This window comes from Streptomyces sp. NPDC002537 (assembly GCF_053594975.1).
The window spans coordinates 42434-56475 of record NZ_JBSFWT010000010.1 but is presented as its reverse complement, the minus strand read 5'-3'; the positions used below and the strand labels follow the sequence as shown (position 1 = coordinate 56475).

The 14042-nt window shown below is 72.2% G+C and carries 13 protein-coding genes; 9 read left to right on the top strand and 4 right to left on the bottom strand.

Features of this window, described 5'->3' with window-relative positions; all coding sequences use genetic code 11:
- Positions 1-78: 78 nt before the first annotated feature.
- The 4 genes from lanKC (at position 79) to ACWD4A_RS07335 (ending at position 6466) form a co-directional block, all read left to right on the top strand.
- Complete coding sequence (gene lanKC / locus ACWD4A_RS07350; RefSeq protein WP_451190504.1) at positions 79-2802, top strand: class III lanthionine synthetase LanKC; 2724 nt, start codon at positions 79-81, stop codon at positions 2800-2802.
- A gap of 11 nt (positions 2803-2813) precedes the next feature.
- Positions 2814-2945, top strand: coding sequence for a SapB/AmfS family lanthipeptide (locus tag ACWD4A_RS07345; protein WP_451190501.1), 132 nt, complete (start codon positions 2814-2816; stop codon positions 2943-2945).
- 85 nt (positions 2946-3030) lie between these two features.
- Complete coding sequence (locus tag ACWD4A_RS07340; RefSeq protein WP_451190499.1) at positions 3031-4743, top strand: ABC transporter ATP-binding protein; 1713 nt, start codon at positions 3031-3033, stop codon at positions 4741-4743.
- Positions 4727-6466: an ATP-binding cassette domain-containing protein gene (locus ACWD4A_RS07335; RefSeq protein ID WP_451190497.1), complete on the top strand. Its 1740-nt coding sequence runs from the start codon at positions 4727-4729 to the stop codon at positions 6464-6466. The genes ACWD4A_RS07340 and ACWD4A_RS07335 overlap by 17 nt, the downstream gene beginning before the upstream one ends.
- 203 nt (positions 6467-6669) lie before the next feature.
- On the opposite strand, the gene ACWD4A_RS07330 is transcribed toward ACWD4A_RS07335, so the two are convergent.
- Positions 6670-7290: a MerR family transcriptional regulator gene (locus ACWD4A_RS07330; RefSeq protein WP_451190495.1), complete on the bottom strand. Its 621-nt coding sequence runs from the start codon at positions 7288-7290 to the stop codon at positions 6670-6672.
- A 95-nt stretch (positions 7291-7385) separates the two neighbouring features.
- Between ACWD4A_RS07330 and ACWD4A_RS07325 the strand changes: the two genes are divergently transcribed.
- Positions 7386-7820 (top strand): DUF3291 domain-containing protein, encoded by a 435-nt coding sequence (locus ACWD4A_RS07325; protein ID WP_451190493.1) that lies wholly within the window; start codon positions 7386-7388, stop codon positions 7818-7820.
- Between the two features lie 127 nt (positions 7821-7947).
- On the opposite strand, the gene ACWD4A_RS07320 is transcribed toward ACWD4A_RS07325, so the two are convergent.
- Together ACWD4A_RS07320 and ACWD4A_RS07315 are read right to left on the bottom strand one after the other, a co-directional pair.
- Positions 7948-8178 carry a hypothetical protein gene (locus tag ACWD4A_RS07320; RefSeq protein ID WP_451190491.1) on the bottom strand — a complete coding sequence of 77 codons (231 nt, stop codon included), beginning with the start codon at positions 8176-8178 and terminating at the stop codon, positions 7948-7950.
- A gap of 101 nt (positions 8179-8279) precedes the next feature.
- On the bottom strand, positions 8280-8408 hold the full coding sequence (locus ACWD4A_RS07315) for a hypothetical protein (protein ID WP_451190490.1): 129 nt from the start codon (positions 8406-8408) through the stop codon (positions 8280-8282).
- Positions 8409-8781: 373 nt separating this feature from the next.
- On the opposite strand from ACWD4A_RS07315, the gene ACWD4A_RS07310 reads away from it, so the two are divergent.
- A complete protein-coding gene (locus ACWD4A_RS07310) occupies positions 8782-9663 on the top strand; it encodes a helix-turn-helix domain-containing protein (RefSeq protein WP_451190489.1) in 882 nt (293 codons plus the stop codon).
- Complete coding sequence (locus ACWD4A_RS07305) at positions 9660-9878, top strand: DUF397 domain-containing protein (protein WP_451190486.1); 219 nt, start codon at positions 9660-9662, stop codon at positions 9876-9878. The genes ACWD4A_RS07310 and ACWD4A_RS07305 overlap by 4 nt, the downstream gene beginning before the upstream one ends.
- Before the next feature lie 478 nt (positions 9879-10356).
- Here ACWD4A_RS07305 and ACWD4A_RS07300 read toward each other — a convergent pair whose 3' ends face one another.
- Complete coding sequence (locus ACWD4A_RS07300; protein ID WP_451190484.1) at positions 10357-11808, bottom strand: gamma-aminobutyraldehyde dehydrogenase; 1452 nt, start codon at positions 11806-11808, stop codon at positions 10357-10359.
- A 184-nt stretch (positions 11809-11992) separates the two neighbouring features.
- Here ACWD4A_RS07300 and ACWD4A_RS07295 point away from each other — a divergent pair, with 184 nt between their 5' ends.
- A complete protein-coding gene (locus tag ACWD4A_RS07295; RefSeq protein ID WP_451190482.1) occupies positions 11993-12481 on the top strand; it encodes an Lrp/AsnC family transcriptional regulator in 489 nt (162 codons plus the stop codon).
- Positions 12466-13845: an aspartate aminotransferase family protein gene (locus tag ACWD4A_RS07290; protein WP_451190480.1), complete on the top strand. Its 1380-nt coding sequence runs from the start codon at positions 12466-12468 to the stop codon at positions 13843-13845. The genes ACWD4A_RS07295 and ACWD4A_RS07290 overlap by 16 nt, the downstream gene beginning before the upstream one ends.
- Positions 13846-14042: the final 197 nt, after the last annotated feature.

Genomic DNA, 14042 nt, shown 5'->3' with positions numbered 1-14042 from the left:
TCTTCATGACAGCTGTGACTGGTTCGGCCCCCCGCGCCGTGAAAATCTCGACGCAGCGCACAGCCGAGGGGGGAACCGATGGACAAGCGGTACGAGGTCTACTGCCTGGCGGACAGGCACTTCTACGAGACCCCGGACCGCCTGTCCACCGCCGGGGCCGGGTCGGGCGGGCTGTTCGAGACCGCGCGGCGCCCCGTCCCGGCGGGCTGGGGCACCACGCGCAGCGGTGACTGGCTGCACCTCCTGCCGCCCGAGGGGGGTCCGCAGCCGCTCCAGGGCTGGAAGATCCATGTGTCCGCGACGGCCGACACGGCGGACAAGACCGCGGCCGACGTCTGGGACTACTGCGTCGCCCGGGGCATCCCGTTCAAGTTCGTGCCGGGGCCGCACCTGCTGCACCTGCGCAACACCAAGTACGCGGGCCGCGACCACAGCGGGAAGTTCATCACGGTCTATCCGGCGGACGAGGAGCAACTCCGGTGCACGCTCACGGAGTTGCACGATCTCGTCGGCGGCCGCCCCGGCCCGTACGTCCTCACCGACCTGCGCTGGCACGAGGGCCCGCTGTACGTGCGCTACGGCGCGTTCGCCAAGCGGTACTGCGTCGACGACCGCGGCACGCTGGTCCCCGCCGTCGAGGACGGCGAGGGGAAGCTGGTGCCCGACCCGCGGACGCCCGCCTTCCAGGTGCCCGCGTGGGTGACGCTCCCCGCCTTCCTCGAACCCCACCTCGCCGCGCGCAACGCGACGACCGTCGGCGAACTGCCGTACCGCATCGAGAAGGCCCTGCACTTCTCCAACGGCGGCGGTGTCTATGTCGCGACCGACACCCGCGACGGCAGCAAGGTCGTCCTCAAGGAGGGCCGCCCGCACGCCGGGCTCGCCTCCGACGGGGCCGACGCGGTCGCCCGTCTGGAGCGCGAGAAGAACGCCCTGGAGCGGCTGTCCGGCCTCGGCATCGCCCCCGAGGTGCGCGACTGGTTCGTCCTCGGCGGCCACGCCTTCCTGGTCATGGACTTCATCGAGGGCCGCCCCCTCAACTCCTTCTTCGGCGAACGCCACCCGCTGCTCGCCTCCGCACCCGACCCGGCCGCCGTCGCCGACTACACGGCCTGGGCGCTGCGCGTCCACCGCGCGGTCGAGGAGGCCGTCGCCGCCGTGCACGCCAGGGGCATGGTCTTCAACGACCTGCACATGTTCAACATCATGGTCGGGCCGGACGAGCGGTCCGTCGCCCTCATCGACTTCGAGGCCGCCGCGCCCGCCGCCGACCGCGGCAGGCAGGTCGTCGCCCACCCCGGCTTCTTCGCGCCACCGGACCGCAGGGGCGTCGACGTGGACCGGTACGCGCTGGCGTGCCTGCGGCTCGCGCTGTTCCTGCCGGTCACGATGCTGTTCGTGATCGACCGCGGGAAGGCCGCGCACCTGGCGGAGGTGATAGCGGAGCAGTTCCCCGTGCCGGCGGAGTTCCTGGCCGAGGCGGTCACGGAGATCACCCGCGACATCGCACGCGACATCGCACACGACATCACCCCGGCAAGCCCGGCCGCCGGGTCCGACGCGCCCGCGGTCCCGGAGCGGCACGCGGACATGGCCCCCCGCCCCGGCCGGGCGGCCGCCGGGCCCGCGCTCCCCGAGCCGTACGACTGGCCGCGCAGCAGGGACTCGATGGTCCGGGCGATCCTCGCCTCCGCCACGCCGGACCGCGACGACCGGCTGTTCCCCGGCGACGTCGCCCAGTTCACGGACGGCGGCGGCCTCGGGCTCGCGCACGGCGCCGCCGGGGTGCTGCACGCCTTCGCCGAGGCGGGCGTGGAGCGCTACGGGACGGGCGAGCGGTGGCTGCTCGACCACACCGATCCCCTGCCGCAGGGCACCCCGCTCGGGCTGTACGACGGCACCGCCGGGGTCGCCCTCGTCCTGGACCGCCTCGGGCACACCGAGCGGGCGCTCGACCTGGCCGACACCGTGCTGGGCGAGAACTGGCAGCGGCTCACCTCCGACCTGAAGAGCGGCCTGGCCGGGGTCGGCCTCGCCCTCGACCACCTCGCCGGGACCACGGGCGAACGGCGGCTCCACGAGCGGGCGGTGGAGGCCGCCCAGCTCCTCGCCGACCGGCTGACCACCGAGCCCGCGCCCCCGTCGGCCCGCCGCCGCGCCGGTCTGACGCGCGGCACCGCCGGTCAGGCCCTGCTCTTCCTGCGGCTGTACGAGCGGACGGGCGCGCCCGCGCTGCTCGAACTCGCCGGGGCGGCCCTGCGGGCCGACCTCGACCGCTGCGTCCGGCGGGGCAACGGCACCCTCGAAGTCGACGAGGGCTGGCGGACCATGCCGTATCTCGGCGACGGCAGCGTGGGCATCGGCATGGTCCTGGACGACTACCTCGCCCTGAGCGCCGACCCCGACCCCGCGCTCGCCGCGGCCCGCGAGGGCATCTTGACGGCGGCGCGGTCCCGGTTCTACGCCCAGCCCGGCCTGTTCCAGGGGCGCGCCGGCATGATCCTGCACCTCAGCCGCACCACCACACCCGGCGCCACCCCGGAGCACCTGGCCGAGCAGGTGCGGGGCCTGTCCTGGTACGCCATGGCCTATGAGGGCGAACTCGCCTTCCCCGGCAGCCAGATGATGCGCCTGTCCATGGACCTCGCCACCGGAACGGCGGGCTGCCTGCTCGCCCTGGCGGCGGCCCTCGGCGACCGCCCGGACCGCCCGGCCCAGTTGCCGTTCCTCCCGCCCCTCGGGGCGCCCAAGAGCCGGCTCCATGCCGTTGTGGAGCCGTGGCAACACCACCTGTCCCCATGAAAGGAACGACCATGGCACTTCTCGACCTGCAGAACATGGAATCCGAAGAGATGCACGGCGGCGGTGACGGCGATGGAGGCGGGCTGAGCACGGTGAGTCTGCTGTCCTGCATCAGCGCCGCGAGCGTGCTGCTCTGTCTGTGACGTCCTGCGGGATCTGACCGGGCCCTGGGCGGCCCTTCCCTTCCGGGGAGGGGGCGCCCAGGGCGCCCTGCGAAGGCGGTGAGCGATGAAGGAAAGCGTCCAACGGCCCGCGTACCACGTGCTGTTCGACACCGTGCGCCACAGCGCGGCCCGCGTCCTCGCCCTCGCCCTCATCACGCTCGCCTCCACCGCCGCGGCCCTCGCCCTGCCCGCCGCCCTCGGCCACACTCTGGACCTCCTCCTCGCCCGCCGGGGCGGCGAAGCCACCCGCTGGGTGCTGCTGAGTGCCGCCCTGCTCTGCGCGCCCGCCGCCCTGAGCGCCCTCGACGGCCTGCTCTCCGGCACCACGGCCGCCCGCGCCACCGCCCGGCTCCGGCACCGTCTGCTGCGCCACGTCCTCGCCGCCGGTCCGGACCTCACCACGCGCGTTCCGCCCGGCGACCTCGTCACCCGCCTCGTCGGCAACGCCGCCGACGCGGGCACCGCCCCCGGCACCCTCGCCGCCACGGCCGCTGCGCTCGTGGGCCCGCTCGGCGCCGTCGTCGCCCTCGGGCTGATCGATCCCTGGCTGGCCGTCGTGTTCCTCGTGGGGGCGCCCCTGCTGGCCCTGTTGCTGCGGTCCCTCGCCCGCGCCTCCTCCGACTGCGTCGCGCGGTACCAGCGACTCCAGGGCGACATCGCCGGGCGGCTCGTCGAGGCCGTGGGCGGAGCCCGTACGATCGCCGCCGCCGGGACCGCCGACCGCGAACAGCGGCGCATCCTGGAACCGCTCCCCGACCTCTCCCACCAGGGGCACCGCATGTGGCGGGTGCAGGGCCGCGCCGCGGCCCAGGCCGTCACCGTCGTCCCGCTCCTGCAGATCGCGATCCTCGCCGTCGCCGGACTGCGCCTGTCCCAGGGCCTGTTGAGCGTCGGCGACCTGCTGGCCGCCTCGCGCTACGCCGTGCTCGCCACCGGCGTCGGCATGCTCGTCGGCCACCTCAACGCCGCCGTCCGCGCCCGCGCCGCCGCCGGGCGCCTGGCCGACGTCCTCTCCGCGCCCCCCTTGCGGTACGGGCCCGACGGCGGCCGACGGCGGGCCGGCGACGGCACCTTGGAGCTGCGCGGGGTCGGCGCGGTGCGCGGCGGGCGGCAGGTCCTGCGCGACCTGGACCTGGTCGTGCCGGGCGGTACGTCGCTGGCCGTCGTGGGCCGCTCGGGCACGGGCAAGTCCGTGCTGGCCGCACTGGCCGGGCGGCTGGCCGACCCGGACTCGGGCACGGTCGCGCTCGACGGCGTCCCCCTGCCCGCGTTCGGCCGCGACGAGCTGCGCCGCTCGATCGGCTACGCCTTCGCGCGGCCCGCGCTGCTGGGCGGCACGATCGGCGGCACGGTGGCCTTCGGCGCGTTCGACCCGGGGCGCGGGGCGGTGGCGGCCGCGGCCCGCGCCGCACGCGCGGACGGCTTCATACGGAAGCTCCCGCGCGGCTACGCCACCCCGTGCGCCGAGGCGCCCCTCTCCGGCGGCGAGGCCCAACGCCTGGGCCTGGCCCGCGCGTTCGCCCACGCGCCGCGCGTCCTGATCCTCGACGACGCGATGTCCAGCCTCGACACGGTCACGGAGCACGAGGTCGCGGCGGCCCTCGCGCGTGATGTCACGGCGGGCACCCGGGTCGTCGTCGCGCACCGCGCGTCGACGGCGGCCCGCGCCGACCGGGTCGCCTGGCTGGACGCGGGCCGCGTCCGGGCGACGGGCACCCACGAGGAGCTGTGGCAATACGCGGACTACCGGGCGGTGTTCGGTGACACGGCGGAATGACCACCGGAAGCGCGGCCGCCGCCCGGCGGCGCGACGGCCGCCGGCCCGTCGCCCGGACACGGCCCGCGCCTCCCTGCCCCGGCGGGGGCTGCGGTTCCTGGCGGGGCACCGCCCGGCGCTCCTCCGGCTCGCCGCGTGGTCGGCCGTCGAGGCCGCGCACACCTTCGCCACCGGATACGCCCTGGCCAGGGCCCTGGACGCGGGGTTCCTCGCGGACCGCCCCGGCACCGGCCTGGGCTGGCTCGCCCTCGCCGCCCTGGCCGTCGTCGTCGGCGCGTACGGCACCGGGCGCACGTACCGCGGCGTGGCCGCCCTCGTCGAGCCGCTGCGCGACCGGCTCGTCCGCCGCGTCGTCGCGCGGGCCCTGCGGGACGCGGACGGCGCGGCCGTGTCCCGGCTGACGCACCAAGTGGAGATCGCCCGCGACACGTTCGCCGGGCTGGTGATGGTCTCGCGGTCCTTCGTCTTCACGGCGGCCGGGGCGCTGGCGGGCCTGCTCCTGCTGGCGCCCGTCCTGCTCGTGGTCGTGCTGCCGCCCCTCGTCCTCGGCCTGCTCCTGTTCCTGGCGACGCTGCGGCCGCTCGCCCGCCGCCAGGAGGCGTTCCTCGCCGCCGACGAGGCCATCGCCCGGTCGCTGGACGAAGTGGCCCACGGGCTGCGGGACATCACGGCGAGCGGCGCGGAGCCGTCCGTCCGCCGCGGGACGGGGGCCCTCGTCGACGCGGAGCTGCGCGCCTCGCGCGCCCTGGCCCGCTGGTCCGTGCTCCGCGTCGTCGCCCTGGCCGTCGCGGGCCGCCTCCCGGTCGTCCTGCTGCTGGCCGCGACGCCGTGGCTGCTGGACCGCTCCGTCACGCCCGGCGCCCTCGTCGGCGCCCTCGCGTACCTCACCCAGTCGCTGCTGCCCGCCCTCCAGGACCTCGTCCACGGCCTCGGCGCGAGCGGTTCGCGGCTGGCCGTGGTGATACGCCGCCTCACCGACGACACCGGCGCCGCGCCACGGCGGCCCGTCCTTCCCGCACGGCCGCTGCCGCCCGCCGCCGTCGAACTCCGCGGCGTCTCCTTCGCCTACGGCGACCACGCCGACCCCGTCGTCCGCCGCCTCGACCTCGTGGTGCCCACCGGCGGCCGGCTCGCCGTCGTCGGGCCGAGCGGCGTGGGGAAGTCGACCCTGACGGGCCTCATGGCGGGGCTGCTGAAACCGACGGGCGGCGAGGTGCGGCTGAGCGGGGAGCGCGTACTGATACCGCAGGAGGCGTACGTCTTCTCCGGGACCCTCGCCGACAATCTGTCCTACCTCCGCCCGGACGGCGTCCCCGAGAAGGAACTGCACGCCGCCGCCGAGGCCCTCGGCATGGGCGAACTCGTCGCCCGCCTGGGCGGGTTCACCACCCCCGTCACCCCGGCGGAACTCTCCGCGGGCGAACGCCAGCGCATCGCTCTCGCCCGCGCCTACCTGTCCCCCGCCCCCATCGCGCTCCTCGACGAGGCGACCTGCCACCTCGACGCGGACGCGGAGGCCCACGTGGAGCGCGCCTTCGCGGACCGGCCGGGCGGCACGCTGATCGTCATAGCCCACCGCATGTCCTCGGCCCGCCGCGCCGACCGCGTCCTGGTCATGGACGGCCCACGGGCCGTCCTGGGCACGCATGGGGAGTTGCTGGCGGGGTGCGCGCTGTACCGGGATCTGGTGGGGGCACCCAGGAACGGGGCCGAGGTGCCGTAGCCGCGGGGCGGGCCCGGCCCGGTTGTCCGGCCCGAAATTCCGTGGCCCGCCTCCGGCGGATGTGCTCCAGGTCGCCGAAAGCGGCGGCTACGTCCTCGCGGGCCGGACGTCGGTCGGCGAAGGCTCCGCACAAGCCGTCCTGCCGGACGCACCGTTGGACGCCCCGGCCAGCCTCTGGGTGGCCTCCGGGTGGCCGGGTCCGGTCAGACGCCATGGCGCCGGGCCGACTCGTCTTCCTGTGCGAGCCGTCGCAGCGCCAGGAGTACAGGCTCCAGCAGTACGGTCAGCAGCAGGGCGCGCTCGGCCCGTTCGAGCGGGTCGTCCGCGTCCTGCAGCTGGTCGAGGTCCACCACGGCGGTACGCCGGGCCAGTTCCGCATAGGGGAGCAGGGTGTGCCAGTCGATGTCCATCCCCAGGGAGCGCAGGGTCACCAGGCTTTCGGCGATGGCCTGCTTGGCCGGAGCGTCCTCGGTGACCTTCCAGCCGGCGGTCTCCAGCAGTTCGTCCACTTCGGCGACCGCTTCCCGGACCGGCTCGGCGTCGGCTTTGCCGACCGGCCAGGCGCCCAGGACCAGGCCGAGCATCTGATGCATGTCCGAGGCGTGCTCAGAGGCTCTGTCGAGGACCTCCTTCGCGGCGCTCACGGAGAGGCCGCGCACGCCCACCAGGGCGCGGACCAGACGAAGGCGCCGCAGGTGCTGCTCGCTGTAGTCGGCCTGATTGGCCGCCGTGGCATGCCCCTGAGGCAGCAGGCCCTCGCGCAGGTAGTACTTGATCGTCGCGATCGGTACCCCGCTCCTGCGGCTGAGCTCGGAGATTCGCACGATTTTCCGCCTCTCGACTGGCTGCCGTACAGCTCCACACCCTACTATGGATAGTGGAACTCTCCACTATCTCTCTATTGGGCTGGAGCAGCGCAATGCCGACACTCCCCTGGGTGACCCCGAACCCGGCCGCCCCGCACACGCAGGCGTACGTCATGGCCTCCCGCTTCGAGGTGCGGTCCATGCGCGATGTCCCGCGCTTCTTCCTGAAGTCCCTCAGTGCCTGGAAGCAGGTGAAGTCCGCGCCGGGGGCGCTGGGCGCCTCGCTCATCGCCCAGCCGTTGAAGCGGACCTTCTACACCCTTTCCGCATGGGAGAGCCGTGACGCGCTCTACGCCTACGCCCGCGCCGAACCGCACCGCGGCATCATGACCGACCTGCGGCCCAGCATGCGGACGTCGACCTTCGAATTCTGGGAGGTCCCCGCCGAGAGCCTCCCCATCACCTGGGACGAAGCCGGACGCCGCCTCGACGACAAGCGCGCGGCGGACGAGACCGAGCGCACCCATCCGCCGGGCCCCCAGGGCTGACACCCATGCCCCCGGAGGGGGCAGACCCCTCTCGCAGCACCCGGCCGGAAACGCGGCAGCGCTGATGACGCTGTCCGCCGAGCTCCAGGCCGCCGCACGGTGCGGCCGCGGGACACAGACGCGCACGTCAGGGCCGTACGGCCATCTCCTTGTGGGAGATCTCCACGCAGTGCCGGTCCCACGCCGTGCGGTACGAGGCGGCGTGGGCGGGGTACCCGAGTGCTTCGGCCTGCTCGACGGTGGCCTGGTACCGGGAGCAGAGGCCGCACTCCTCCCGGGTCGGCCAGGAGGGCGGGCCGCCGGTATGGGGAACGGGCGGCGCTTCCACCAGGCCGTGGAAAGGCGGGGGTTCGGGCATGGGGTCGCCCTCTCCCTGGGCCCTCTCCCCGCTCACGGGGACGGTGACCACATCGCGGCGCGCCGGACGCAGTAGACGGCGGGCCAGCCGGATGAACCCCCTCACGGCGCGGCCTCGGTGTCGGTGTCGGCCGGGGTGGCGTCGCCGTCTCCTTCGGTGCGAGCCTCCGGCGGTTCTTCGATGAGCGGGTGCTGGGACTTGAGCCGCTGCTGAAGTGTCGGGCGGCGCATCAGGTGCGGCAGGGGGGCTACTGCGGTGCCGGGAAAAAGGGCATGGGGCAGCTCCGTACGAGCGGGTGCGGGTGGGTGCGGCGGGGTGCCGCGCATGAATGGCCGGGCTGGCGCTTGCGTGAAGCGCCTCACCTCGACTCATGCAGGATGCCCGCCCGGACATGGCAGTCGCAATATTGGAAGCTCAACTCCCAAAGAAAAAACATGCGTTCTATCGACTTGCATACCCGACTCGCGGAACACTGCACCCGTAGCGGCAGCGCCGATACCTCAACCGCCCGCCTTCTGCGCCCTATTGACCCATCGATCACCTCACAGCTGGGCACGCACACCCGTATGGCCCCAGCGGCCTAACGAAAGGTGAAACAGGAGAATGCCGACAGTGCAGCTGGTCCCCACGCTCCGCAGGCGCCGCCTCGGTGAGGCCCTCCGGCGTTACCGACGCGAAGCCGGCATGAGCATCGACCAGGCAGCGACCGCCATGCAGTGGGACAACAGCAAGGTCTCGAGAATCGAGAACGCCAAGGCCCACATCCGCCCGGCCGAGGCGTCCCTGCTGCTCGGCGTCTATGGTGTCGACGCGCCGGACGTCCTCACCGCGATCGAGGGGCTGGCGAGAGACGCGGGCAAGAAGGGCTGGTGGGCGACGTACGGCGATGTCGCCACCGAGGGTTACAAGGACTACCTCTCGCAGGAGTCCGACGCAGAGTCCATTCGCCTGTGCACCCCGACAGTCGTCCCCGGGCTCCTGCAGACCGGGGCGTACGCCCGGCAGCTCATTGGCGCGGGTTCATTCTGGCGTGACCAGGAACAGGTAAACGCCCTCGTCGAGATCCGTAAAGCCCGCCAATCGGTCCTGACGACGAGCCGGACCGGTGGGCGACCACCTCTGACATTCTGGGCAGTCATCCACGAATCCGTTCTGTATCAACGGTTCGTCGGCAACCCACTCGTGATGCGCGAGCAGCTTCGGCACCTGCTGGACATGAGCGACCTCTCGAACGTCACCATCCAGGTCATGCCGATGCATGTTCCCCCGAACCCTGGAACGATGGGCATCTTCGAAGTCATCCGCTTCCCCGCCCCGTGGCCGACCGTCGTCCTCACAGAGAACTTGATGGGCGGCTACTTCGTGGAAGGCACCCAGGATGTGGCGATCTTCGAGGGCGCATTCGAGCGGTCCGTCGCCACTGCACTTCCCGTGGAGGACTCCCGGGAACTCATCAAGACCACCCTGGAAAAGGACTACCTGTGAACCGTAAAGAAGACCTCTACGCCATAGACCTCACCGGCGCAAGCTGGCGCAAGTCGCCCGCCAGCAACACCAATGACCACTGCGTCGAGATCACAGGTCTCCCCGGCGGCGGCATGGCCGTCCGCGACTCGAAGAACCCCGACCGCCCCGACCTGCGCTACACCGCGGACGAATGGGCCGCCTTCCGCTCAGGAATAGTCAACGGGACTTTGTAGTTCTCGATCTGAGCAATGATCTGACCGAGGGGCCTCCCCGAACACTTCAGGGAGGCACCCTCACCATGATTCCCCAGGGGGGAAGGGGGCGGAGGCGCCCGCGTCCGGGGCTCCGAGCGGCCACGGGGCGGTGGCCCAGGCCGCGTCGCCCGCACCCGTTTCGAGCTCGCTATGGGGGCGGCGGGCAAAGCCTCGGCCACGATGGATCTCGCGGACCACGGCAAGCCCGTGGAAACGCCGGCCATCCCGGCGGGCGCCGAGGCCCCGGCCCCGAACACCGTCGGCGGCCCGCTCCCGGGCTGATCCCCCGCCGACTCCTTGAGTCGGGGGGGGGGGGGGCGCGCCGCGGGGCCCGCGAGGCGGGAGGACGGGGGGGGGGGGCGGCGCCGGCCGCCCGCCCGGGCCCCGGGGCGGGCGTTGCAACCGGGCGGGGCCCCCCCGGCTGCCGGGGGGGGCCGCGGCCGTCGGCGCGATCCGCTCAGCCGAGCGAGGTCATCACGTGCTTGATGCGCGTGTAGTCCTCGAAGCCGTACGCGGAGAGGTCCTTGCCGTAGCCGGACTGCTTGAAGCCGCCGTGCGGCATCTCGGCGACCAGCGGGATGTGGGTGTTGATCCAGACACAGCCGAAGTCCAGCTTCTTGGACATCCGCATGGCCCGCGCGTGGTCCTTGGTCCACACCGACGAGGCCAGCGCGTACTCGACGCCGTTGGCGTAGGCGACGGCCTGGTCCTCGTCCGTGAAGGACTGGACGGTGATGACGGGGCCGAAGACCTCGTGCTGGATGATCTCGTCGTCCTGCTTGAGCCCGGAGACGACGGTCGGCGCGAAGAAGTAGCCCTGCTCGCCGACCCGGTGGCCACCGGCCTCCACCTTGGCGTGTGCGGGCAGCCGCTCGATGAAGCCGGACACCTGCGCGAGCTGGTTGGCGTTGTTGAGCGGCCCGTACAGCACGTCCTCGTCGTCCGGCCGGCCCGTCTTCGTCTCGGCGGCTGCCTTGGCGAGCGCGGACACGAACTCGTCGTGGACGGACTCGTGCACCAGGACGCGGGTCGCGGCCGTACAGTCCTGGCCCGCGTTGAAGTAGCCCGCGACCGCGATGTCCTCGACGGCCTTGGCGATGTCCGCGTCCTCGAAGACGACGACGGGCGCCTTGCCGCCGAGCTCCAGGTGGACGCGCTTGACGTCCTTGGCGGCGGACGCCGCCACCTGCATCCCGGCCCGTACGGACCCGGTGATCGAGGCCATGGCGGGCACCGGGTGCTCGACCATGAGGCGGCCGGTCTCGCGATCGCCGCAGATCACGTTGAAGACGCCCTTGGGGTGCCCCAGTTCCTCCAGCACCCCGCCGATGATCTCCGCCATGAGCAGCGTGGAGGCGGGCGTGGTGTCGGAGGGCTTGAGGACGACCGTGTTGCCCGCCGCGAGCGCCGGGGCGAACTTCCATGTCGCCATCATCATCGGGTAGTTCCACGGCGCGACCTGCGCGCAGACACCGATCGGCTCCCGGCGGATGATGGAGGTCATCCCCTCCATGTACTCACCGGCGGAACGGCCCTCCAGCATCCGGGCGGCACCGGCGAAGAAGCGGATCTGGTCCACCATCGGCGGGATCTCTTCGCTGCGGGTGAGCGCGAGCGGCTTGCCGGTGTTCTCGGACTCGGCGGCGATCAGTTCCTCCGCCCGCGCCTCGAAGGCGTCGGCGATCTTCAGCAGGACCTTCTGGCGCTCGCCGGGCACCAGGTCGCGCCAGGCCGGGAAGGCCGCCTCCGCCGCGGCCATGGCGGCGTCGACGTCCGCGGGACCGGACAGGGCGGCGGTGGCGTACGCCTCGCCGGTGACGGGGTCGACCACCTCGGTGGTCCTCCCGTCGGCGGCGTCCCGGAATTCTCCGGCGATGTAGTTGCGAAGACGACGCAGCTCGGTGGTCACGTGCGCCACCCCTTCTGTCTGTTCAGCTGTCCGACGGGTGAGACACCAGCCTAGTCAGGAAGTCGACGCTTTCGACATACCTACCACCCAGAAACAACGGAATCAGTGACTCCAAGGTCCATTCGCAACGAATTTCATCGCTCAAGGCTTGCCACACAGACGAGTCCCATGCACAGTGGTCCCCGTGGCCACTCGTAGCGCAGACCCGAAGAGCGTGCAGGGCACGCCCCCGATCGACGCCGTCTCCCTGGCGATCATCGAACAGCTCCAGGAGGACGGGCGTCGTCCGTACGCGGCGATCGGCAAGGCCGTCGGGCTGTCCGAGGCGGCCGTCCGGCAGCGCGTGCAGAAGCTGCTCGACCAGGGCGTGATGCAGATCGTCGCCGTCACCGACCCGCTCACCGTGGGATTCCGGCGACAGGCGATGGTCGGCATCAACGTCGAGGGCGACCTCGACCCCGTGGCCGATGCCCTGACCGCGATGGACGAGGTGGAGTACGTGGTGATGACCGCGGGCTCCTTCGACCTCCTGATCGAGATCGTCTGCGAGGACGACGACCACCTCCTCGAAGTGATCAACAAGCGCGTCCGGACCCTCCCCGGAGTGCGTTCCACCGAGAGCTTCGTCTACCTCAAGCTCCGCAAGCAGACCTACACATGGGGAACCCGATAGCCGTGAGCAAGGACCTCTCCCAGACGGCGTACGACCACCTGTGGATGCACTTCACCCGCATGGCCTCGTACGAGAACGCCCCCGTGCCCACCATCGTGCGCGGCGAGGGCACCTACATCTACGACGACAAGGGCAAGCGCTACCTCGACGGTCTCGCCGGGCTGTTCGTGGTCCAGGCCGGGCACGGCCGCGCCGAGCTCGCCGAGGCCGCCCACAAGCAGGCGCAGGAACTCGCCTTCTTCCCGGTGTGGAGCTACGCCCACCCCAAGGCGATCGAACTGGCGGAGCGGCTGGCCCACTACGCTCCCGGCGATCTCAACAAGGTCTTCTTCACCACCGGCGGCGGCGAGGCCGTCGAGACCGCGTGGAAGCTCGCGAAGCAGTACCACAAGCTCACCGGCAACCCCACCAAGTTCAAGGTCATATCGCGGGCCGTCGCCTACCACGGCACCCCCCAGGGCGCCCTGGCCATCACCGGACTGCCCGCCCTCAAGGCGCCGTTCGAGCCGCTCGTCCCGGGCGCGTTCAAGGTGCCCAACACCAACATCTACCGCGCCCCCGTGCACGGTGACGACCCCGAGGCGTTCGGCCGCTGGGCCGCCGACCAGATCGAGCAGCAGATCCTCTTCGAGGGCCCGGACACCGTCGCGGCCGTCTTCCTGGAGCCCGTGCAGAACGCGGGCGGCTGCTTCCCGCCGCCGCCCGGCTACTTCCAGCGGGTCCGCGAGATCTGCGACAAGTACGACGTGCTGCTGGTCTCGGACGAGGTCATCTGCGCCTTCGGCCGCCTGGGCACGATGTTCGCCTGCGACAAGTTCGACTACGTCCCGGACATCATCACCTGCGCCAAGGGCATGACGTCGGGCTACTCCCCGATCGGCGCCGCCGTCATCTCCGACCGGATCGCCGAGCCCTTCTTCAAGGGCAGCGCGACCTTCCTGCACGGCTACACCTTCGGCGGCCACCCGGTCTCCGCCGCCGTCGCCCTGGCCAACCTCGACATCTTCGAGCGCGAGGGCCTCAACCAGCACGTGCTGGACAACGAGTCGGCGTTCCACGCCACCCTTTCCAAGCTCCACGACCTGCCGATCGTCGGCGACGTCCGCGGCAACGGCTTCTTCTACGGCATCGAGCTCGTGAAGGACAAGGCCACCAAGGAGTCCTTCACCGCCGAGGAGTGCGAGCGGCTGCTCTACGGCTTCGTCTCGAAGAAGCTGTTCGAGAACGGCCTGTACTGCCGGGCCGACGACCGCGGCGACCCGGTCATCCAGCTCTCGCCGCCGCTGATCTCCGACCAGTCCACGTTCGACGAGATCGAGCAGATCGTCCGCGGCGTCCTCACGGAGGCCTGGACCAAGATCTGACCGGCCCCGGACGGGCCGCCCTCCAACCGGCCCGTCCCTCCCGCCGTGGCCCCGCGCGACCCCCCATCGCAGCGCGCGCGGGCCACGGCCTTCGTCGTTTCCGGCGGGCGATCGCGCGCCCGCCGCACATCCGCTCGCAGGTCCCGCGCGTATGCGCTCCGACGCATGAGCGACCGCCGATGATGAGGCCGACCGGA